This is a genomic window from Cupriavidus basilensis, from assembly GCF_008801925.2.
GTDB classification, from domain to species: domain Bacteria; phylum Pseudomonadota; class Gammaproteobacteria; order Burkholderiales; family Burkholderiaceae; genus Cupriavidus; species Cupriavidus basilensis.
Genome location: NZ_CP062804.1, coordinates 386,722 through 405,272, shown reverse-complemented (window position 1 = coordinate 405,272; position 18,551 = coordinate 386,722). Strand labels below are relative to the sequence as shown.

Here is an 18,551-nt window from a genome sequence, read left to right as displayed (position 1 = left end):
CATTCCGGCACGAAGAAAGGCCTGCATCCTACCAAAATCGCTTGCTGCACCCCGGCATATCGTCCCGCGCCCGGGAATCAAAGCCGGATCGCGGCCACTTCAGCACTTCAGCACTTCAGTCGAAGCGGTGCTCCGCAAGCACCAGGCTTTCGTCCACGCGTTCGTACTTGGAAGCGTAGCTGGCATCGAAGCGCACCACGCGCTTGAGCTCCGGGGCATACCACGCCACCGCCGTGTAAGGCACGGAGGATGGTGCGCCATACGAGACGCCGTAGAACGGCCGCGCCACATAGCCCTTGTAGGCCAGGCGCAAGACCCGGAAGCTGCCGGCGGGCACCGTGATGGTGGACTCCCCGGTCACCTCGCCGGTGAGTTCCGTACGCAAGTCGGTGCCGGCCTGCTTGTAACTGTATTTCCATCGGGCACCCGGCTTGACGTCTTCCGGCACCCAGCCGCGCGGCGGCGATGCGCCATCGAACTCGCCACCGCTGGGCGTGCTGATCCGCGCGACGCGGCCGTCCAGGGTCTCGACGCGGGCGCCCTGGTTGAACGTGACGCGCTCATCCTCAACGCGGTCGACCCGGTAGACCACATCGCGCCGCTTGCGCGTCAGCTTGTCGACCAGTTCGTAGCGCCAGACCTCGCCAACGCGGGGCGACGCGCCGCCAGCCGGGGCAGCACCGGCCTCGTCCACCACGGGCGCCGCGGCCGCCGGCGCTGGCGCTGACGCGCGATAGCTGGCCATCGCCGCCACGCCGCGCTCCTTGATCTGAGCGATCCAACTGGCGGGCAGCGCCTTGGGCTTTTCGCCGGACGCGCGCCCGGCCGACAGGATGCCCACGAGCCTGCCCGTCTCATCGAACAGGCCGCCACCGCTGGCCGCCGGCGGGAAATCAAGCGTGAGCTCGATGCGGTCCAGCTTGCCGTCCGAGCCCGCGCGCAGCCCGGACACGCTGCCATCCAGCACGACCACGCCCGCGGCCTCCGGGCTGGCTGCCGCAAGCACCTTCTGTCCGAACGACGGTGCCGCCGCGGCCGACACGCTGACGGCCGGCGCGCTGAAGTTCGCCACCCGCAGCAGGCACAGGTCGCGATCCACGTCGGGCGCGTCCAGCGTGGCGTCATAGCTCACGTTATCGCGCCGCACGGCAATCGCGCGCGCCCCGGCCAGCACGTGGCAAGCCGTGACCAGTTGCCCCGGGCCGATCACCACGGCGGAGCCCGACGCCAGCGGTGCATTATTGGCGCCCATTGCCCGCACGGCATAGATGCTTGGCGTGAGCTTGGTGAGCAGCTGCGCGGCATCGAGCGCGCTGGCATTGGCGGCGGCGAGCGCCAGGAAGACAGGAGTAGCGATCAGAGCGAAGCGGCGCATCGGTTGCGGTGACGTTGTCATGTGCAGGTAGCCGGGAGGGGTTGCCGGTCCGCGTGGCAAGGCAGACGGCTTCGCGCAAACGCGCGACGGCGGCGAGGGTTTATCTATTCTGGTGCGGCCGTATTCTGCAATGGCCGGGTCGATAGGACAAGGGCGGCGCCGCCGCGCGAAGGCGATTGCGGGCAAGCCGGCGATCCGCTAACATCTGCGCCATGACCCGCGCGCAAAACCCGTCGATTATTCGCACCATCCCAGGGATGGTGGGTTAGCGCACGTGGACTGAGCACACAAAGCGACCCGCCCAACGAGGCGGGTTTTTTGTGCCCGCCGCCTTGGGGCCAGCAAACACCAAGGAGCCCGAAGATGCAGCCAACCCGCCCCGCAGCAGCTGAAGCAAAAGCAGCACAAGCAGCAGCACCCGCCGTCCTCTATATGGTCTGCGGCAAGATCGGCTCCGGCAAATCGACATTGGCCAGGCAGCTCGCTGCCCGGCCAGCTACCGTGCGGATCAGCGAGGACGACTGGCTGTCACGCCTGTATCCCGGCGAGATCCGGGAGGTCGCCGACTATGCCCGCTGTGCCGCAAGATTGCGTGACGCCATGGCCAGCCACATCGACGCGCTGCTGCAGGCGGGCATGTCGGTCGTGCTTGATTTCCCTGCCAACACGCCGGCCACGCGAAGCTGGGCCAGGGCCATCGTCGAGCAGGCGGGCGTGGCGCATCAACTCCACTACCTCGATGTGCCTGACGCCGTGTGCAAGGCACGCCTGCGCGCGCGCAACGCCAGCGGCACGCATCCGTTCGAGACGACCGATGCGCAGTTCGATGCCATCACGCGTTACTTTGTGGCGCCATCGGCGGACGAGGGTTTCAACGTGATCCGGCATGTGCCATCCGAGGCCGGCGCGGCGACAACCTGACAGGTAAAGCCGGGCAGGCAGCGGGCCGCATGGCTTGGCTCGCTATCATGGCGAACACGTTCACCCACTAATCGAAATCCGCTATGTCCCTGATGTTCGAGCTTGCATCCACCTTGCCGATCAGTGCCAGCCAGGCATGGCAGCGCGCGACCACGTCCGAAGGCATCAACGACGAGCTGTTTCCCTGGCTGCGCATGACGGCGCCGCCCGCCATGCGCGGCAAGGCGATCGGCGAGCTGCCGCTTGGCGAGCGGCTTGGCCGTAGCTGGCTACTGGCGTTCGGCATGTTTCCCGTGGATGCGGACGACATCATGCTGGCGGAGGTGGGGCCGGGCTACCGCTTCAAGGAAACGTCGCGGATGCTGAGCATGCGCAGCTGGGTGCACGAACGAACGGTCAGAGACACCCCTGGCGGCTGCGAGGTGCACGACCGGCTCACCTTTGCCTTGCGCGGACCCGCGGCCTGGCTGCCCGGCGGTGGCAGCGCGATCGCAGCCGTCGTGAAATGGCTGTTTCGCCACCGTCATCGGCGCCTGGCACGGTGGGCACGAAATGCCAGGCGCACAGAATCTCCGGCCTCGCCCGACAATTCAAAATATTTCAATGAATAATTGAGATTTCAGTCACCAACGCAATCGGCCGGCGCCTAGACTTGCCTCACCGGCCCAGCAATCAAGCAGATCCAGCGATCCACGCGATGCGAGCCAAATTCAAATATTTCAAACTTTGTCGAGGCACCGCATCATGAACCCCAACGCTACCCAAATCGCTATCGTCTACCACAGCGGCTACGGCCACACCGCCAGGCAGGCACAGGCCGTTGCACGCGGTGCCGCCAGCGTCGATGGCGTGGAGAGCCTGCTGATCAGCGTCGACGACATCGACCAGCACTGGGACACGCTGGAAAACGTGGACGGCATCATCTTCGGCGCGCCCACCTACATGGGCAGCGCGTCGGCGCAATTCAAAGGCTTTATGGACGCCACCTCGCGCAACGTGTTCGCCAAGGGCGGCAAATGGGCCAACAAGGTGGCGGCGGGCTTCACCAACTCGGCCTCGCGTTCGGGCGACAAGCTTGCCACGCTGCAGCAGATCGCGATCTTCTCCGCGCAACACGGCATGCACTGGGTCAACCTTGGCCTGCCCCCGGGCCACAACAACTCGAAATCGACCGAGGATTCGCTCAATCGCCACGGCTTCTTCCTGGGTGCGGCAGCGCAGTCGAATGCAGACGAAAGCGCTGATGTGGTGCCGCCGCCGGCAGACCTGCGCACGGCCGAGCATCTGGGTGCGCGCGTGGCGGAAGTGGCGCAGCAACTGGCCGCTGGCCGCGCGGCACTGGCGGCGCTGAAGAAGGCCGCCTGAGCGCTTGCGCCCCAAGACACACCCATGCGCGCCAATGCGCCCCAATGCGCTCCACGTGATTGAAACGTTTCATAGCGTGCTACACTGCATGCCACAGGAAACGACGATATCCGTGGAGTGCCATGCAGAAAAAAGCCGCGGCGCAGCGCAAGCCGACCCTGAAGGACCTGGCCGAGCAAGCGGGCGTTTCGGTTGGCACCGCCTCCAACGTGATGGCGGGACGAGGCGGCCCGTCCGCCGAGACCGTTGCCCACGTGTTCGAGGTGGCGCGCAAGATCGGCTATGTCGCCAACGCCGCGGCCCGCAGCCTGCGCTCGCGGCGCTCGCGCCTGGTGGCCTGCCTGGTGCCGGACATCACCAACCGCTTCTACGGCGTGATCGTGCGCGCGGCCGAACATGTGCTGCGCGAAGCCGGCTACACCTTGCTGCTGGTCGACACCCATAACGACACCGAACGCGAATGCGAGCTGCTGCTGGACGTGACCCGCGTCGGCGTTGACGGCGTGCTGTTCGCGCCCGGCTCCGAGAGCTCCGGAAAGCTGCAGCAGCAGATCGCGCAGGCGGATGTGCCGCTGGTGATCCTGGACCGCGATATCGCCCCGGACCGGCCCAGCGTCAAGGTGGACCACTTCAGCGGCGCGCTGAAGACCGCCAACTATCTGCTCGATCTCGGCCACCGCCGCATTGCCCTGCTCTTCCCCAGTTCGCACCTGCGCCCGGCGCGCGAGCGCTGGCATGCCTTCGAGACGGCCGCCGCCGCGCGCGGCCTCGGCGATGCGCTGGAGCTTGTGCGCATCGACACCAGCTCGATGGACGTCGCCTTTTCGCAATGCCTGGCGCTGTTCCAGCAAGCCGCGCCGCCGACCGCCATCTTTGGGCTGGGCACGACCCTGCTCGCCGGCGCGCTCAAGGCGGCACGCCAGACGGGTCGGGACATTCCGGGCGACCTGTCGGTGGTGTGCGTGGGCGATACCGAACTGGCCCAGGTGCATACGCCCGAGCTGACCACGCTCACCTGGAACCTGCAGGACCTGGGGCGCCATGCCGCCCGCCTGCTCCTTGCCGAGATGGAGCCCGGCATCGATCCGCAAGGCAGCCCTGGCGCAACCGCGCACCTGATGCTGACCTGCGAGCTGATCCTGCGCGAGTCCTGCGCCGCCGTCGGCACGGGGGCAGGCAGAAAACCGGCGCGAGGCCGGGCGAAGAGGCTCGCCAGCTAAGCCTGCCGCCTTATCCCCCGACCCATCACGCAAGCCCCCGCCGGGCGGCGCAATGCCGCCCATGCGGCATGCCCTGACCCTGGCCCAAGCTCTTGCAGGCAGTCGTTTACCCTTTATATGAAACGTTTCAATTCAGTGCTATATTTTTCCCATCCCTCGTAGCGGGGACCATAAGAACGATCACACAAAGATCACCATAAGATCACCATAAGATCACCATAAGATCACCACGGAGACAGCCACGGCATGCCGGACAGCAATCGCAAAGGAATGAGCCGGCTTGCCGGCAAGGCAGCCATCGTCGTAGGCGCGGGATCGATCGGCGCCGACACCAGCAACGGCGCGGCGGCCGCCATCGTCTACGCCCGCGAAGGCGCGCGGGTGCTGTGCGTGGACCGCGACCTGGCGCTGGCCCGCAGGACTGCGAGCCAGATCGAGGATGCGGGCGGAAGCGCCAGCGCCTTCGAGGCCGACGTGCGCGACGGCGCGCGGCTGGCGGCCATGGTGCAGGCCTGCCGCGAGCGCTATGGCCGCATCGACGTGCTGCACAACAACGTGGGCATCGAGGAGATCGGCGAGCTCGAGGACATCACGGAGCCATCCTGGGACCGGGTGTTCGACATCAACCTCAAAGGCGCCATGCTCGCCTGCCAGAAGGCAATGCCGCACATGATCGCGCAGGGCGGCGGCTCGATCATCAACATCTCGTCGATCGCCAGCCGCAAATGGGGCCCGATGCCCTTTCTCTCCTACAACGCATCGAAGGCCGCGCTCAACCACATGACGCGGATCCTCGCGCGCCGCTACGCCGCGGACCAGGTGCGCTGCAATGTGATCCTGCCCGGCCTGATCGATACGCCGCACGCAGCCCACCTGACCGATGGCGACGAAGCCGCCGTGCAGGCCGCGCGCGAGTTTCGCAACAGCCGCTGCCCCATGGGCCGGCAAGGCACGCCGTGGGATATCGCCTACGCGGCGTTGTTCCTTGCCTCCGACGAGTCGCGTTATGTGACGGGGCTGGAGATGGTGGTAGATGGCGGACTGGGGCTTTGACGGAAACAGACTGCGAATCAAAGGCCGCGCCGCGGCACATAACAAAAAACCAGGAGACGCCCCATGCCCCGCCACCTAGCCGCCGCCACGCTCGTCGTCGCGCTTGCCGCGCCCGCCATCGCGGCGCAGGCCAGTGAATCCCCTGCCGACTATCCCTCCCACCCCATCCGCATGTTGCTGCCGATCTCGGCCGGCTCCGGCGGCGACATCCTTGGCCGCGTGCTCGCGCAGCGCATGTCGGCCATCCTGAAGCAGCCCATCGTGGTGGAGAACAAAGGTGGGGCCTCCGGCATTATCGGCACGCAAGCCGTCGCGCGCGCGGCGCCCGACGGCTACACCTTCACGCTCGGCGGCGCGACCACGCATATGCTGAACGCCGCGGTCTACGCCAAGCTGCCGTATGACCCGGTGAAGGACTTCACCGCCATCGGCCAGGTCGGCACGGCCGCCATCCTGCTGGTGGCCAGCAATGACTTTCCCGCGAACGACATCAAGGAGCTGGTGGCGTACACCAAGAACCATCCCAACGAAGTGCAGTACGCCAGCTGGGGCACCGGCTCCACGGGGCAATTCTGCGGCGAGGTGCTCAAGCAACTGGCCGGCGCCTCGATGACGCATATTCCCTACAAGACCGTGCCACAGGTGCTCAACGACATCGTTGCCGGGCATATCAAGCTGGGCTATGTGGACATGACTTCGGGCACGCCCTTCGTCAAGTCCGGCAAGGTCAAGGCGATCGGCACCTGCACCTCGCGCTCGCCTAGCCTGCCCGGGGTGAAGAGCTATGTCGACGAGGGCATCGATTTTGACCGCGTATTCCGCTGGGGGCTGTATGTGCCCGCCGGCACGCCCAGGCCGATCGTACAGAAGCTGTCGGACGCCTTGAACCAGGTGCTGGCCACGCCGGAGATCAAGGCCCGCCTGCTGGAGATGGGCATCGCGGCCACGCCGATGAGCGGCGAGGAACTCGGCAAACTGAATGCGCGCGATATCCCGGCGTGGAAAGAAGTAGCGAAGACAGCCGGCGTGACGCAGGACTGAGCGCCTGATGCACGCGTGAATGCACGCGCCAATGCATCAATCGCTCGCCAAGCCTGCAAACCCAAACCCCCAAAAACCCGAATCACGGAGCCTTGAACATGGATAGTCTGTCTCTCGCCCGCATCCAGACTGTGCGCGACCATATGGCGCTGGAGTGCACCCAGGAATGGGACGCCGTCATCGCCACCTTTGCCCATCCACGCTACGAGATGCACGGAGGCGGCGCGGTCTTCGACGGCGAGCAAGCGGTGCGCGGCTACTTTGCGTCTTCGCGCACGCCCTTCCCGGACCAGGCCAACGAGATCATCAGCATCGCCGCGGCCGGCGACACGGTGCTGGTGGAGTTCTGGCTCACTGGCACCCACCTTGGACCCTTGAAGGCGAATGGCACCGTCTACCCGCCCACGGGCCGCGCGTTTCGCGTGCGCATGGCCGCGTCGTTCGAGTTCGCGCCCGACAGCGACAAGATCGTTTGCGAGCGGCCGTACTTCGACCAGGGGGCAAAGCTGCGCTCCCTCGGGCTGGCCGCCGCCTAGCGGATGGCGTTTCAGGCCGTGTTTCCCGCGCCGCGGCCGCATCGGCGGCGCTACTCGACTTCGCTGTCGTCACCGTCGTTGCTATCGTTGCCTCCCAGCGCTTGCGCAGCGCGCTCGTGATCCATCGCGGCCTGGGCGAGCGCTGCCGCAGCCGGCGGTGCGCTCTCCTTGCGCTCGCTGTACCGGTCCGTCAGATAAGCGGAGCGGTCACGCACAAGCAAGGTGAACTTGACCAGTTCCTCCATCACGTCGACCACCCGGTCATAAAACGCGGAAGGTGCCATGCGGCCATCCGCGTCGAATTCCTGGTAGGCCTTCGGCACGGATGACTGGTTCGGGATCGTCACCATGCGCATCCAGCGCCCGAGCACACGCAGCGCATTGACGGCATTGAAGGACTGCGAGCCGCCGCACACCTGCATGACGGCCAGCGTGCGGCCCTGCGTGGGACGAATGCCGCCGATCTCCAGCGGCAACCAGTCGATCTGGTTCTTGAACACCGCGGTCAGCGTGCCATGCCGCTCGGGGCTGCACCAGACCTGGCCCTCCGACCATGCGGACAACGCGCGCAACTCGGCCACCTTCGGATGATCCGCCGGCACGCTGTCCGTGACAGGAAGGCCATGCGGATCGAACACCTTGGTCTGCGCGCCGAGGTGCCGAAGGATCCGCTCGGCTTCGAGCGTGAGCAGGCGGCTATAGGAGTTCGGGCGTAGCGAGCCGTAGAGCAGGAGAATACGCGGCGCATGCGTTGAGACGCTGCGCGGCTCCAGCTTTTGCTCGGTGGGTATGTCCAGCAGCGGCAGTGCGACGTTACGCAACCCATCCGTCATCGGCAGACCCTCCGGCCGGCGGCATCGATCAGGCGCTCGCCATCTTCCTTGGCGAAGGCACCGCGCTGCGGCGGTTGCGTGAGGTACGCGATGACTTCAGGCTCGATCCCGGCGTTGCGAATCATCGCGAGCGGTTTGCGCGATGTGCCGCAGTCGGGGGTTGTGATGGCGCCATGGGCGCGGACGACCAGGTTTGCGTTCATGCCCCGGATCATAACGCCATCACTTCAATATTTCCATAATCATTGAAATGATACAGGCAGGCATGCAAAGCGATTCACGAGCCGCATGGTGCCTGCCCAAAACAGCTTATGTCGCTTCAAGCACAGAGAGAATATTGCCGGCCGGGTCCTTGAACCAGGCGATGACGGGGCCGCCCTCGCTGCGGCAGATGCCCCGTTCGTCGGTCTTCAGCCCGGGCAGGTCGTAGGTCTCGAAGCGCACGCCGAGCTTGCCGAGTGTCTCCACGGCCTTGTCCACGCTCTTCACCGGGAAATTCAACACCGTGAACGTCGCAGGCACGTGGTTCGGCTTGAGATAAAGCAGCACATTGTTGCCGCCGGCGATATACAGGGTCAGCAAGCCCCCGCTCGCGGACACTTCCAACCCCAGCGTACCGCCATAGAAGTTCGTGGCCTTGGCGATGTCGTCGACCGAGAATCCGCTGAATGCGTGACTGTCGCGCAACATGGCTTGCTCCTTGAAATCACTTCCGCCCATGCGGAAACAAAACCGGCCCGCTCGCGCCGCGGCGGCCTACGGGCCAGTATTGTTCATCGCGGCGGGGGACTCAAGGCGGGCGAGGTAACAAGGCGCAGCGCGCAATTCAGCCTGGGCTTACTTCGTGCTGCCCGGCTCCGCCGCCTCGGTGCGCTGGAGTGCACGGCCGCACTTGCGCGCAAGCCGCGCAGGCGATTGCTCTGCCTCAAGCGCCTGCGACGCAGCGATCAGCATCGCGGGCAAGGCAGGATCGCGCCTTGCCTCGTCCATGGCCGCCTGGTCGTCGGCACCCAGCTTGCCAAGCTCCGCCGACAAGGCTGCCTCGTAGCGCGGCGCGTTCGCGGGATCCAGTTTCGCGCAAGCCATCGGGAAAGCAACGATGGAGGCGTACATCGCCACCTTGAATTCCGGCGGCAACGGGCCGCACGGCGCATCGGGCGGGCACTGCGTGGTGGAAAAACTGCTTGCGGAAAACAATGCCAGGATCACAGCGTTGACGGTCTTTATAAACATGGTGGTGTTCGCGCCTTTGACGGGCAACGCCTCAGGCCGCCGCATCCGCCCCACCCCTGACCGGCAGCCAGATTTCCACGGTGCCCGTTCCCGCCACCGGATCGAAGTCCGCGCTGTAGCGCTCAAACTCAGGCGCATGCCCGGCCTGGAACCCGGACGCCGGCAGCCATTGATGCCAGATGCGGTGGAACGTCTCGTGCAGCGTCGAGACATCGCCTGCATGCACGAATACGGCGTAGCGCTGCGGCTCGACCTTGATGCAGCGAAACGACGACGGCAGTCCGTCCGGGCTGCTCACTTCCACGCCGGCCACATACTCGAAGCTGCCATCGTCCCGAGGGTTGCAGCACAAGCCGTAGGTCATCCCGCCCACCTGGCCCGGGACTTTGCCAATGGAGGGGCCGAACGCTTCCCAGAGCGCGGGGATGCCGCCGTTCGTTGCCAGGTTGAACCGCCCGCCGAGGCCCGCTATCCAGAATGTGCGGCCGGCTTCAAAACGTGGGGTGGGCAAAGCGGTCGAGTTCGGTTCTTGCATGCGTTGTGGCTCGGAGAAACGACAGTCCATGGGAGATGTGCGGCGTGCGCGGCGCCAAGCTTAGCGCAAACGCCGCCGGCACTTGATACGCCTATTCGAAGTACTGTCCGCCAGCACTGGCGAGTGGCATCGAGGTCCGGCATTGGCCGGATCAGGGCTCACGGTTCAGGGCTTGGGCCGCAAGCTCAAGGCTTGGCCAGCAGCTTGATCAGGCCGTTGATCTCGGCCTCGCAGGCCTTGGCCGCGCGTAGCTCGGCGGCGCGGTAGAGGCGGATCGCTTCCTCGCCCACCGGCGTTAGCACGGTGCCACCGCCCCGCGCGCCGCCATGCTCGGAATCCACTGCCGGCCTGGCCAGCGAGCGGTTGATTTCATTGAGCAGATCCCAGGCCCGCTTGTAGGACATGTCGAGGTGTTTCGCCGCGGCGGAAATGGAGCCGCATTCGCGGATCGCTTCCAGCAGCGCGATCTTGCCGGGACCAATGGCGATGGTATCGCCCAGCATCACGCGCATGCGAAACAGCGCCTGCGGCGTATCCGGGCTGACCGAAGTTCGGGAGCGAGCAAGTTTGACCATGGCGGCATGGTACCCCGGCGGCAGGCTTATGCGCGCGCGGCCAGCAAGACGCTGGAGGCCTTGAAGATGGCGACGGCTGCGCCGCCTTGCACCAGCCCGAGGCTGGTCACGCTGTCATTGGTGATGATGGCCACGATCTCGCCGCCCTGCGCCAGGCCGATGGAGACCTCCGCATTCACCGCCCCGATCTTGATGCCCGATACCGTGCCGGCGAGCTGGTTGCGCGCGGAGAGCAGGATGTCCGGATCGGGCACGCCCACGATCACGGACGATGCCTTGATCAGCGCGACGGCTTCCTTGCCGACAGCCAGCCCGAGGCGCTTCGTGCTCTCGGCGGTGATGGTCGCCACGATCCGCACGCCGCCGGCAATCTCCAGCTCGATTTCGTCGTTAACCGCGCCTTTGTGGACTGCGGTGACCTTGCCGCTCAATTGGTTTCTTGCGCTGGTTTTCATCTTGTCCTCGCCTCGTCATGTCCACGGCCATTGCCCGGCCGCATGGGTCCCGGCCTGTCGCGCCCGGGTGCCGGATCGCCGGATCATAGCGCGTTCACATCCCTTCGCCATGCCGTCCGTCCTGACAACCATGCTTGCTCAGGCGCGGACGTAGACCCACGCCTGCACGCCTGACTTCAGCGTCACCGCGATGCGCTTGTAATCCGAGACTTCATAGGCATCGGCCGCGGCCAGTTCCTGCGCGGTGATCTCGAAGACCATGCCGGCCACCTCATCGTTGGAGTCCGGGCTGGGCTGGACGATCGGATGATGCGTCTTTCCGCTGGTAGCAACCACGGCAGGGTCATCGATGGCAACCATCGATTGCGAGTAGCCGGGGATGGCGTCAGGGCGACCAGCCAGTTCGCGGCCGAAGTTGGCGATCTGCACCGCCTTGTCTTGCAACGTCCCGTAGGAAAAAAGCAGTACAGCCGTATCTTTCGCATCCACCGTCATTGCCACTCCTTTTGATCTGCCTGTCTGGCGCTGCAATTCTAGGGCATGCCCGGTGGTTACTGGCAGCGCTGCATGACATGCCTTACGCGCCTGGCCGAACTGGACTCGCACCTGCACTGCTCGGTGATCGGCACCTGCATGACCACCAGCGAGCTGCGCAAGCCGGTACCGCGCTTCACCACGCTGGACCGGCAACGCGCCACCGACCTCGAAATCCATCACGAAGCGGTCAAGCTTTCCAGCGCGGGCGGACAGGCAAGCGGAGCCGCGCAACACGGGAACACGAGCAGATGCAAGCCATTCGCGCGCAGCTTGACGACGCACTGGCCCAGCTGAAGATCCGCCGCGCCGAATCGGAAGCCATGGAACGCGCCGTGCTCCCCGCCACGGCACAAGGGGCGGAGCGCCACGCCGGGCTGCGCCAGCTACAGGGAAAACGCATTGTCTATGTCGGTGGACGCCCCGGCTCCAACCCCACCCTGAAATCGCTGGTGGAATCCACCGGCGGCCAGCGCGTGCTGCACGACGACTGCATCGACCATGACTCCATGAGCATGCTCAAGCGCGTCTGCGAGCGCCATCAGGTGGCCTACTATCCCTTGCGAACCGCCAGCGTGGCCAGCTTTGTCGAGCTGACCACGCGCGTCAGCGCAGCGGCGTAGCAAGAAGCCTGCGCCAGGGTATCGGCTTCAGACAGCTGACAAACCTGAAGCGATTTGTCGGCAAGCTGAAGCCCGCGCCATGGCGCTAACGTATCAGGGCTTGGTGCCGCCCAACCCGCCAAGCAGTCCGCCGAGCAGGCCACCCGTGCCCGCGTTGCCAGCGCCCGCCGCGCTAGTTGCACCAGTGGCGCCCGCCAGCACGTTGGTGACCGGAGCCAATGCACTGGTCAGCGAGCCAGGCAAGGCACCAGGCAGCGCGCCACCGCCACTGCCCGTGGCATGCGTCACCGTGCCGAGGGTGTTGTTGAGCAGGCTGGTCACTGGCGCGAGCAGGCCCGACGCTGGCGTATTGCCTGGTGCCAAGCCACCCGTGAGACCGCCCGTCAGCCCGCCAAGCAGGTTCGTGACCGGGGCCAGCGGATTATTGCCAGTGCCGCCCGTGGGGGCGTTGACCAGTCCCCCCAGCGCGGAAACCGTGTTGCCGGTGGACGTCACGATGCCCCCCAGGCTGGATACCACCGGCGCGTTGGTCTGCGTGATCGTCGTGCCAACGGTACCCACCGTACCCCCCACCGTGCGCAGCAGATTGTCGACGACGGAACCCAGGCCGGTCGCTGCGCCCAGGGTCTGCGTGGCGCCGGTCAGCGTGGAGGTCAGCGGCACGATTGCCTGGCCGAGCGTGCCTGTGATCTGGGTCACCGGATTGGTGATGGCCTGCGGTCCCGCGCCACCCACGATCTGGCCAACCTGGCTGACGATGGAGCCCACCGGCGTGGTGACGGCGGCCAGCGGGCCGGTGCCCACCGCGCCGACGGCACTGCCCACGCCGCTGATTGCCGTGCCGAGTTGATTGAGTGCCGAGGGGCCGGTCGCGCCGGTGAGCCCCGTGCCGCCGGTGGCGCCGGTTGCGCCGGTGGGTCCCGTGCCGCCCGCCGGGCCGGTGGCCCCCGTGCCGCCCGCCGATCCGGTGGCGCCAGTGGGGCCCGAGGGACCTGTAGCTCCCGTGGCGCCGTTCGTGCCCGTGGCGCCCGTGGCACCGGTAGCGCCTGCGGAACCCGTTGCGCCCGTGGCTCCCGCCGCGCCGTCCGCCCCGTTAGTCCCCGTGGCACCGGTAGCCCCAGCATCGCCCTTGGCGCCTGCGTTGCCTGCGGCGCCCGTAGCGCCGGCATTGCCCGCCGCGCCCGTATTGCCCGTCGGGCCAGTGGCGCCTGTCTTGCCCATGGCGCCGTCGGATCCGTTGGCACAGCCGCCAAGCAGCACCAACGTGCCCAATGTGATACCAAGGAAATATTGCTGATTGCGCACGGTCAGACCTCTCTGGTTATTGCGTTGAATCGTCAAGTAGTGGCCTGGACGCAATAGTTATGCCCGAGGTGAAAGACGTCTTTTTCGTGCCGCGCGCGACTGTGCACGTAGTCATGGAACCCGCTTGTGGATTGGCTTTGCGGGAAATGGATGAAACCGGGATCGCGCGTTTGAAGCGCGCCCTTCGCCCACCCGTTCCGTTACGCGTTACGTAACGCCCCCCGGCTCCACCGCCAGCCAAACAGAAGAAATGGGCGCCTGGCACACGCGCGCCAAACCCGGGGTTTATCCGGATCGGCAACTGCCAAGCGGCGACAGTCTTGCGCCGGCACGCTGCAGATAATCGCTCCAGGCAACGGACTGCGGCATCGGCCGCAGTGTTCCGCAGATTGCCCGCCACGGAGCTTTCAGCATGACCGCAACCCTCTCCCCCGATCTCAAGGCGCGCCGCGAGCGCCTGGTGCTTGACCACTTCGCCGATGAAACCCGGCAGGATTTCGACGCCGTGCTCGCCACCTTCCCGCACCCGCACTACGAGCTGATTCCCAGCGGCGAAGTGCATGACGGCATCGACACCGTGCGCCAGTACTACATCGACAGCCGCCTGGCCTTCCCCGACCAGCGCCACGAGATCATCCAGCTGCGCCACACGGACGATGCCGTGATCGTGGAGTTCTGGCTGCTGGGCACGCACCGTGGCCCGTTGCGCGGCTTGCCGCCGACGGGCAATGCGTTTCGCTGCCGCATGATCGCGCTGTTCATCTTCGAGGGCGAGCGCCTGGTTTGCGAGCGCGTGTATTTCGACACGCTGACGATGCTGCGCCAGCTGCTGGCCGGCACGCCGCCGGACATGCTGCCCCGGCTGATCGGCGGCCTGCTGGGCCAGCCAGAAGCGCGCCAGGCCGAAGCCGCATAAAGAGAAAAACAAGAACCACCGGAGACAACCCATGAAACGCGAACCCGATCCGACAGGCCTGCTGCCGATCGCCGACTTTGACGGCGCGCGCAGCGCCAGCGCGCCACAGGACCGCCTGCGCGCGCTGCGCCGCGGCGCGGCGCGCTTTCGCGAGCAGTTCCTGGAAGCACCGCCGGTCCGGTTCGCGCGCAGCTTCAACCTGCTGCGGGTTCCCTACCCGGCCTGGTACGCCTTCAACGGCGTGTACTCGCAGCAGATGCTCAAGCCGCACCTGATCCACCTGCTGTCGCGCACGGTGCTGATCCAGTACGAGGACTTCGCGGGGTGCCTGCGCACGCTGCTGTTTACCCCCGCGGACTTCGAGGCCGGCGCCGAGACGCCCTACTTCAAGCGCATGAGCACGCAGACGCCGCGGTTCCTGCACAACACCATCGCCCCCGTCTACGGCACGGTGCTGCAAGCGCTGGCACGCTGCGGCGTGGCGCCCGAGCAGATCGACTACATCACCTACGATCACCTGCACACGCAGGACGTGCGCCGCTGGCTCGGCAGCGGCGCGAGCCGCGGATTGCTGCCCAACGCGAGGCTTCTGGTGCACCGCCAGGAACTGGCCAGCGTGCACGGCCTGCTGCCGGTGCAGGCCGACTGGTACTGCCCCAATGGCCTCGCGGACGTGCCGCGGGAGCGCATCGTCGCTTTCGACGGCAGCGTGCACCTGGGCCACGGCCTGGCGCTGGTGCACACGCCAGGGCACACCGAAGGCAATCACTCGCTGGTCTATCGCACGCCCGACGGCATCCGCGTGAGCAGCGAGAACGGTGTCAGCGCGGACAGCTGGTCGCCCGAGCACTCGCGCCACAACGGCATCCGGCGCTTTGCGCGCGCCACCGGGGCCGAGGTGATCCTGAACGGCAATACGCAGGAGGGCAGCAACGACCAGTACCTGTCCATGGTGCTGGAGAAAACCATCGCGGGCGCCTCCGAAGCGCATCCGTTTTGCAACGTCGTGCCGTCGTCCGAGTGCACGCCGTACTGGCTGTTCCCAGGCGCGCCGTCCAGCCACTTGTGGGGCGAGACCGAGTTCGGCCACCCGACCAGCACGCGGGCAGACCGGGGGCCCGCGCAATGAACACCGCCACCCTCGCCAAGCCGGCCGGCACGGCCACCGCCGATCCGGCCAGCGACGCCGAGCTGTTCCGCAAGATCACATGGCGCCTGCTGCCGCTGCTATGCGTGTGCTATGTCTTCAATTACCTGGACCGGACCAACGTTGGCTATGCGCAGCTGCAGATGCGCGAGGACCTCGGCTTTGGCGATGCCGTCTTTGGCCTGGGCGCGAGCATCTTCTTTCTCGGCTATGCGCTGTTCGAGGTGCCCAGCAACCTTATGCTGGCGAAGATCGGCGTGCGGGCCACGCTGCTGCGCATCATGGGGCTGTGGGGACTGGCGTGCGCGGCCATGATCTTCGTGAGCACGCCCACGCAGTTCTATGCGTTGCGGTTCCTGATCGGGGTGCTGGAGGCCGGGTTCGCGCCGGGGGTGCTGTTCTACTTCACGCTCTGGTTCCCATCGCGCCGCCGGGCACAGGTGACGGCGCTGTTCTTCATGGCCTATGGCGCCGCGCCAATCGTGGCCGGGCCGGTGGCGGGCCTGGTGATGACGTTCCTCAATGGCGCATGGTCCTTGCAGGGATGGCAGTGGCTGTTCCTGCTCGAGGGGATACCGAGCGCGCTGCTGGGCATCCTGGCCTTCTTCATCCTGTCGGACGGTCCTGCGCAGGCACGGTGGCTCAGCGCCCCTGAGCGGCAACGTATCGCCCGGCTGCTGGAGGAGGACCAGGCCGCCAATGGCATCCGCGCGACCCACGGCTTTGGCGCCGCGATGCGCGACCGGCGCGTGTGGATGCTCGGCCTGATCTCGTTTCTCGCCATCCTGGGCATCTATGCCTTGTCGTTCTGGCAGCCCACGCTGTTGAAGATGATGGGGTTGAGCGTGCTGCAGGTGGGGTTTTACGCGGTGGTGCCAGCGGTCACCGGGATTGCGGCGTCCATCGTCGTGGGGCGCCATTCGGACCGCACGGGGGAGCGGCGCTGGCATTTTGCCGTGGCGGCGCTGGTTGGCGCGCTGGGCTTGTCGCTCACCACGCTGTTCATGCACAACCCGCTGGCGGCGGTGCTGTGCCTGGCGCTGTCGTCGGCGGGCATCTCCAGCGCCTTCACGATTCTCTGGTCCGTGCCGGGCAGCATCCTGGCGGACCGGGGCGCGGCCGCCGGCATCGCCATGATCAGCACGATCGGCAGCAGCGCGGGCCTGGTGGCGCCGGTCATGGTGGGCGCCATCAAGGCGGCCACCGGCGGCTTCACCGATAGCCTGTACATCCTCAGCGCGGCCCTGGTGCTGGCCGCGCTGCTCTTCGTGCTGGCGTTTCCCATGCGCATGGCTGCGCTTGAAACCCGCCCCGCGCGTTAAGCGTTGCCGCGGCGTGCATCCAGGCTGAAGCGGCCGGCACCATAGACCACGATCTGCAGCAGGCCGCCGGCCATCGCGATGTTCTTGAAGAAGTGAATGAACTGGTTCTGGTCCGCCAGGTTGGCATGGAAGGCCAGCGCGGTCGCCACGCTAAAGACGGCCAGGATGGCAGCGACCAGGCGGGTGCGGTATCCCAGCACCAGGGCGATGCCGCCCACCACTTCCACGACGATGGCAATGGCCAGCGCCACTTGCGGCAGCGGCAGGCCGACCGACTGGATGTAGCCGATCATGGCGGCCGGCGCGGCCAGCTTGGACGCACCGGAGAGCAGGAAGATGGCGCTGATCAGGACACGGCCCAGCACTGCCACGCCGGCTGCGGCGGGTGTGTCGGCGTGGGAGTTCGTCCGGGTGTTGAGTTGGGCATTGGGTTGGGCGGCTTGGGACATGGTGGTTCTCCATTCGATGCGGCCGCACAGTCATGGCAGGCCGGTTGAGTCAGGGGATCAGGGGATCAAGGTTCGGGTTCGGGTTCAGGTTCGGGTTCAGGGTCTGAATCGGGTACTGCAACCGATGGGCCTAAATGTAGGCGGGTTTTTACGTCCGCGAAACTGGGATAATATGGATCGATACGTTCGATAAAATCGATAAGATGCCAAATCCCGGTACGCCCACGCTGGATCAACTGAAGGTGTTCCTGACCGTGGTGGACGTCGGCAGCTTTGCCGGCGCGGCCCGCAAGCTCAGCCGGGCGACCTCGGTCATCAGCTATACGATCGCCAACCTGGAGAACCAGCTCGGCGTGGCGCTGTTCGACCGCAAGACCACCAAAAAGCCGCAACTGACCGAGGCGGGCCGCACCGTGCTGGCCGAGGCGCGCACGGTCACCATGGGCATCGATGGGCTGCGCGCGAAGGTCAAGGGCCTGCTGCAAGGCCTGGAGGCCGAGGTCCACCTGGCGCTGGACGTGATGCTGCCCGCGGCGCGCGTGGTGGATGCCTTGAAGGCCTTCCGCGAGGCCTTTCCCACGGTAGCGCTGCACCTGCACATGGAAGCACTTGGCGCCGTGACGCAGATGGTGCTGGACGGCTCCGCCGCCATCGGCGTCAGCGGGCCGCTTGGCGCGGGCGTGGCGGGGATCGAGCGCATCTGGATCGGCGATGTGATGCTGCGGCCGGTTGCGGCGCCAGGCCATCCGTTGGCCAGCGGCAGCCCGAACCTGCCGGGCGCCGGACGGCATCATGTGCAACTGGTGCTGTCGGACCGCTCGGCGCTGACGCGCGGCAAGGATTTCGCGGTAATCAGCACGCATACCTGGCGCCTGGGCGATCTTGGCGCCAAGCACATGCTGCTGCGCGAAGGCATCGGCTGGGGCAATATGCCGGTGCCCATGGTGCAGGAAGATCTCGACTCGGGCCGCCTGGTGCTGCTCGACCTGCCCGAAAATCACAGCAACTTCTACCCCTTCGATGCGATCTACCGCACCGACACGCCACCCGGCCCCGCCGCCTCGTGGCTGATCGAGCGCTTCTCCGGCCAGGCCGCGGGCTAAGGCTTCTCGC

24 protein-coding genes are annotated in these 18,551 nt (G+C 66.4%); 13 read left to right on the top strand and 11 right to left on the bottom strand.

The genetic code is table 11. From position 1 onward, the window contains the following. Positions 1-115: 115 nt before the first annotated feature. The gene (locus tag F7R26_RS22775; protein WP_241754691.1) at positions 116-1,396 is read right to left on the bottom strand and encodes a S1 family peptidase; all 1,281 of its coding nucleotides are present in this window, start codon (positions 1,394-1,396) and stop codon (positions 116-118) included. A gap of 342 nt (positions 1,397-1,738) precedes the next feature. On the opposite strand from F7R26_RS22775, the gene F7R26_RS22770 reads away from it, so the two are divergent. The 7 genes from F7R26_RS22770 (at position 1,739) to F7R26_RS22740 (ending at position 7,511) form a co-directional block, all read left to right on the top strand. After that, complete coding sequence (locus F7R26_RS22770) at positions 1,739-2,296, top strand: P-loop nucleotide/nucleoside kinase family protein (RefSeq protein WP_150984332.1); 558 nt, start codon at positions 1,739-1,741, stop codon at positions 2,294-2,296. A gap of 83 nt (positions 2,297-2,379) precedes the next feature. Continuing rightward, the gene (locus F7R26_RS22765) at positions 2,380-2,907 is read left to right on the top strand and encodes an SRPBCC family protein (RefSeq protein ID WP_193692227.1); all 528 of its coding nucleotides are present in this window, start codon (positions 2,380-2,382) and stop codon (positions 2,905-2,907) included. A gap of 133 nt (positions 2,908-3,040) precedes the next feature. Next, a complete protein-coding gene (locus tag F7R26_RS22760) occupies positions 3,041-3,661 on the top strand; it encodes a flavodoxin family protein (protein ID WP_150984333.1) in 621 nt (206 codons plus the stop codon). A gap of 122 nt (positions 3,662-3,783) precedes the next feature. Then, the gene (locus tag F7R26_RS22755) at positions 3,784-4,881 is read left to right on the top strand and encodes a substrate-binding domain-containing protein (protein ID WP_150984334.1); all 1,098 of its coding nucleotides are present in this window, start codon (positions 3,784-3,786) and stop codon (positions 4,879-4,881) included. A gap of 246 nt (positions 4,882-5,127) precedes the next feature. Then, positions 5,128-5,934, top strand: coding sequence for an SDR family NAD(P)-dependent oxidoreductase (locus F7R26_RS22750; protein WP_241754690.1), 807 nt, complete (start codon positions 5,128-5,130; stop codon positions 5,932-5,934). Positions 5,935-5,997: 63 nt separating this feature from the next. Beyond that, on the top strand, positions 5,998-6,975 hold the full coding sequence (locus tag F7R26_RS22745) for a Bug family tripartite tricarboxylate transporter substrate binding protein (protein ID WP_150984335.1): 978 nt from the start codon (positions 5,998-6,000) through the stop codon (positions 6,973-6,975). Between the two features lie 98 nt (positions 6,976-7,073). Then, entirely contained in the window at positions 7,074-7,511 is a 438-nt protein-coding gene (locus F7R26_RS22740; RefSeq protein WP_150984336.1) for an ester cyclase, read from the top strand. A 50-nt stretch (positions 7,512-7,561) separates the two neighbouring features. Here F7R26_RS22740 and arsH read toward each other — a convergent pair whose 3' ends face one another. The 8 genes from arsH to F7R26_RS22700 form a co-directional block, all read right to left on the bottom strand. Continuing rightward, positions 7,562-8,344 (bottom strand): arsenical resistance protein ArsH, encoded by a 783-nt coding sequence (arsH, locus tag F7R26_RS22735; RefSeq protein ID WP_150984337.1) that lies wholly within the window; start codon positions 8,342-8,344, stop codon positions 7,562-7,564. Further along, entirely contained in the window at positions 8,341-8,547 is a 207-nt protein-coding gene (locus F7R26_RS22730; protein ID WP_150984338.1) for a thioredoxin domain-containing protein, read from the bottom strand. Before F7R26_RS22730 ends, arsH begins: the two co-directional genes overlap by 4 nt. A gap of 106 nt (positions 8,548-8,653) precedes the next feature. Further along, the gene (locus tag F7R26_RS22725) at positions 8,654-9,034 is read right to left on the bottom strand and encodes a VOC family protein (RefSeq protein ID WP_150984339.1); all 381 of its coding nucleotides are present in this window, start codon (positions 9,032-9,034) and stop codon (positions 8,654-8,656) included. A 147-nt stretch (positions 9,035-9,181) separates the two neighbouring features. Then, positions 9,182-9,577, bottom strand: coding sequence for a hypothetical protein (locus tag F7R26_RS22720; protein ID WP_150984340.1), 396 nt, complete (start codon positions 9,575-9,577; stop codon positions 9,182-9,184). 31 nt (positions 9,578-9,608) lie between these two features. After that, positions 9,609-10,112, bottom strand: a complete 504-nt coding sequence (locus F7R26_RS22715) for a GyrI-like domain-containing protein (RefSeq protein ID WP_150984341.1) — start codon at positions 10,110-10,112, stop codon at positions 9,609-9,611. A gap of 185 nt (positions 10,113-10,297) precedes the next feature. After that, on the bottom strand, positions 10,298-10,624 hold the full coding sequence (locus F7R26_RS22710; RefSeq protein ID WP_150984465.1) for a winged helix-turn-helix domain-containing protein: 327 nt from the start codon (positions 10,622-10,624) through the stop codon (positions 10,298-10,300). Between the two features lie 89 nt (positions 10,625-10,713). Further along, positions 10,714-11,142, bottom strand: coding sequence for a TOBE domain-containing protein (locus tag F7R26_RS22705; protein WP_150984342.1), 429 nt, complete (start codon positions 11,140-11,142; stop codon positions 10,714-10,716). A gap of 138 nt (positions 11,143-11,280) precedes the next feature. Continuing rightward, the gene (locus tag F7R26_RS22700; RefSeq protein WP_150984343.1) at positions 11,281-11,637 is read right to left on the bottom strand and encodes a gamma-glutamylcyclotransferase family protein; all 357 of its coding nucleotides are present in this window, start codon (positions 11,635-11,637) and stop codon (positions 11,281-11,283) included. Between the two features lie 72 nt (positions 11,638-11,709). Between F7R26_RS22700 and F7R26_RS41820 the strand changes: the two genes are divergently transcribed. Then, positions 11,710-11,973, top strand: coding sequence for a hypothetical protein (locus tag F7R26_RS41820; protein ID WP_193692226.1), 264 nt, complete (start codon positions 11,710-11,712; stop codon positions 11,971-11,973). Then, complete coding sequence (locus tag F7R26_RS41815; RefSeq protein WP_193692225.1) at positions 11,928-12,299, top strand: DUF2325 domain-containing protein; 372 nt, start codon at positions 11,928-11,930, stop codon at positions 12,297-12,299. Before F7R26_RS41820 ends, F7R26_RS41815 begins: the two co-directional genes overlap by 46 nt. Positions 12,300-12,392: 93 nt before the next feature. Here the strand turns inward: F7R26_RS41815 and F7R26_RS22685 are convergent, their stop codons facing one another. Continuing rightward, positions 12,393-13,604: a collagen-like triple helix repeat-containing protein gene (locus F7R26_RS22685; protein WP_150984344.1), complete on the bottom strand. Its 1,212-nt coding sequence runs from the start codon at positions 13,602-13,604 to the stop codon at positions 12,393-12,395. Between the two features lie 412 nt (positions 13,605-14,016). Here F7R26_RS22685 and F7R26_RS22680 point away from each other — a divergent pair, with 412 nt between their 5' ends. Genes F7R26_RS22680 through F7R26_RS22670 form a run of 3 tightly spaced genes read left to right on the top strand, consistent with a single transcriptional unit; the run spans position 14,017 to position 16,989 of the window. Continuing rightward, positions 14,017-14,520, top strand: coding sequence for an ester cyclase (locus tag F7R26_RS22680; protein WP_150984345.1), 504 nt, complete (start codon positions 14,017-14,019; stop codon positions 14,518-14,520). 31 nt (positions 14,521-14,551) lie between these two features. Next, complete coding sequence (locus F7R26_RS22675; protein WP_150984346.1) at positions 14,552-15,649, top strand: MBL fold metallo-hydrolase; 1,098 nt, start codon at positions 14,552-14,554, stop codon at positions 15,647-15,649. After that, on the top strand, positions 15,646-16,989 hold the full coding sequence (locus F7R26_RS22670) for an MFS transporter (RefSeq protein WP_150984347.1): 1,344 nt from the start codon (positions 15,646-15,648) through the stop codon (positions 16,987-16,989). The genes F7R26_RS22675 and F7R26_RS22670 overlap by 4 nt, the downstream gene beginning before the upstream one ends. Here F7R26_RS22670 and F7R26_RS22665 read toward each other — a convergent pair. After that, positions 16,986-17,438: a DoxX family protein gene (locus F7R26_RS22665; protein WP_150984348.1), complete on the bottom strand. Its 453-nt coding sequence runs from the start codon at positions 17,436-17,438 to the stop codon at positions 16,986-16,988. The two genes, F7R26_RS22670 and F7R26_RS22665, sit on opposite strands and share 4 nt — an antisense overlap. 203 nt (positions 17,439-17,641) lie before the next feature. Here F7R26_RS22665 and F7R26_RS22660 point away from each other — a divergent pair, with 203 nt between their 5' ends. Continuing rightward, complete coding sequence (locus F7R26_RS22660; protein WP_150984349.1) at positions 17,642-18,541, top strand: LysR family transcriptional regulator; 900 nt, start codon at positions 17,642-17,644, stop codon at positions 18,539-18,541. Positions 18,542-18,551: the final 10 nt, after the last annotated feature.

Excerpts from the sequence above, each read along its gene's own strand:
- F7R26_RS22775 (WP_241754691.1), bottom strand. The coding sequence starts at position 1,396 with ATGACAACGTCACCGCAACCGATGCGCCGCTTCGCTCTGATCGCTACT.
- F7R26_RS22770 (WP_150984332.1), top strand. The coding sequence starts at position 1,739 with ATGCAGCCAACCCGCCCCGCAGCAGCTGAAGCAAAAGCAGCACAAGCA.
- F7R26_RS22765 (WP_193692227.1), top strand. The coding sequence starts at position 2,380 with ATGTCCCTGATGTTCGAGCTTGCATCCACCTTGCCGATCAGTGCCAGC.
- F7R26_RS22760 (WP_150984333.1), top strand. The coding sequence starts at position 3,041 with ATGAACCCCAACGCTACCCAAATCGCTATCGTCTACCACAGCGGCTAC.
- F7R26_RS22755 (WP_150984334.1), top strand. The coding sequence starts at position 3,784 with ATGCAGAAAAAAGCCGCGGCGCAGCGCAAGCCGACCCTGAAGGACCTG.
- F7R26_RS22750 (WP_241754690.1), top strand. The coding sequence starts at position 5,128 with ATGCCGGACAGCAATCGCAAAGGAATGAGCCGGCTTGCCGGCAAGGCA.
- F7R26_RS22745 (WP_150984335.1), top strand. The coding sequence starts at position 5,998 with ATGCCCCGCCACCTAGCCGCCGCCACGCTCGTCGTCGCGCTTGCCGCG.
- F7R26_RS22740 (WP_150984336.1), top strand. The coding sequence starts at position 7,074 with ATGGATAGTCTGTCTCTCGCCCGCATCCAGACTGTGCGCGACCATATG.
- arsH (WP_150984337.1), bottom strand. The coding sequence starts at position 8,344 with ATGACGGATGGGTTGCGTAACGTCGCACTGCCGCTGCTGGACATACCC.
- F7R26_RS22730 (WP_150984338.1), bottom strand. The coding sequence starts at position 8,547 with ATGAACGCAAACCTGGTCGTCCGCGCCCATGGCGCCATCACAACCCCC.
- F7R26_RS22725 (WP_150984339.1), bottom strand. The coding sequence starts at position 9,034 with ATGTTGCGCGACAGTCACGCATTCAGCGGATTCTCGGTCGACGACATC.
- F7R26_RS22720 (WP_150984340.1), bottom strand. The coding sequence starts at position 9,577 with ATGTTTATAAAGACCGTCAACGCTGTGATCCTGGCATTGTTTTCCGCA.
- F7R26_RS22715 (WP_150984341.1), bottom strand. The coding sequence starts at position 10,112 with ATGCAAGAACCGAACTCGACCGCTTTGCCCACCCCACGTTTTGAAGCC.
- F7R26_RS22710 (WP_150984465.1), bottom strand. The coding sequence starts at position 10,624 with ATGCGCGTGATGCTGGGCGATACCATCGCCATTGGTCCCGGCAAGATC.
- F7R26_RS22705 (WP_150984342.1), bottom strand. The coding sequence starts at position 11,142 with ATGAAAACCAGCGCAAGAAACCAATTGAGCGGCAAGGTCACCGCAGTC.
- F7R26_RS22700 (WP_150984343.1), bottom strand. The coding sequence starts at position 11,637 with ATGACGGTGGATGCGAAAGATACGGCTGTACTGCTTTTTTCCTACGGG.
- F7R26_RS41820 (WP_193692226.1), top strand. The coding sequence starts at position 11,710 with ATGACATGCCTTACGCGCCTGGCCGAACTGGACTCGCACCTGCACTGC.
- F7R26_RS41815 (WP_193692225.1), top strand. The coding sequence starts at position 11,928 with ATGCAAGCCATTCGCGCGCAGCTTGACGACGCACTGGCCCAGCTGAAG.
- F7R26_RS22680 (WP_150984345.1), top strand. The coding sequence starts at position 14,017 with ATGACCGCAACCCTCTCCCCCGATCTCAAGGCGCGCCGCGAGCGCCTG.
- F7R26_RS22675 (WP_150984346.1), top strand. The coding sequence starts at position 14,552 with ATGAAACGCGAACCCGATCCGACAGGCCTGCTGCCGATCGCCGACTTT.
- F7R26_RS22670 (WP_150984347.1), top strand. The coding sequence starts at position 15,646 with ATGAACACCGCCACCCTCGCCAAGCCGGCCGGCACGGCCACCGCCGAT.
- F7R26_RS22665 (WP_150984348.1), bottom strand. The coding sequence starts at position 17,438 with ATGTCCCAAGCCGCCCAACCCAATGCCCAACTCAACACCCGGACGAAC.
- F7R26_RS22660 (WP_150984349.1), top strand. The coding sequence starts at position 17,642 with ATGCCAAATCCCGGTACGCCCACGCTGGATCAACTGAAGGTGTTCCTG.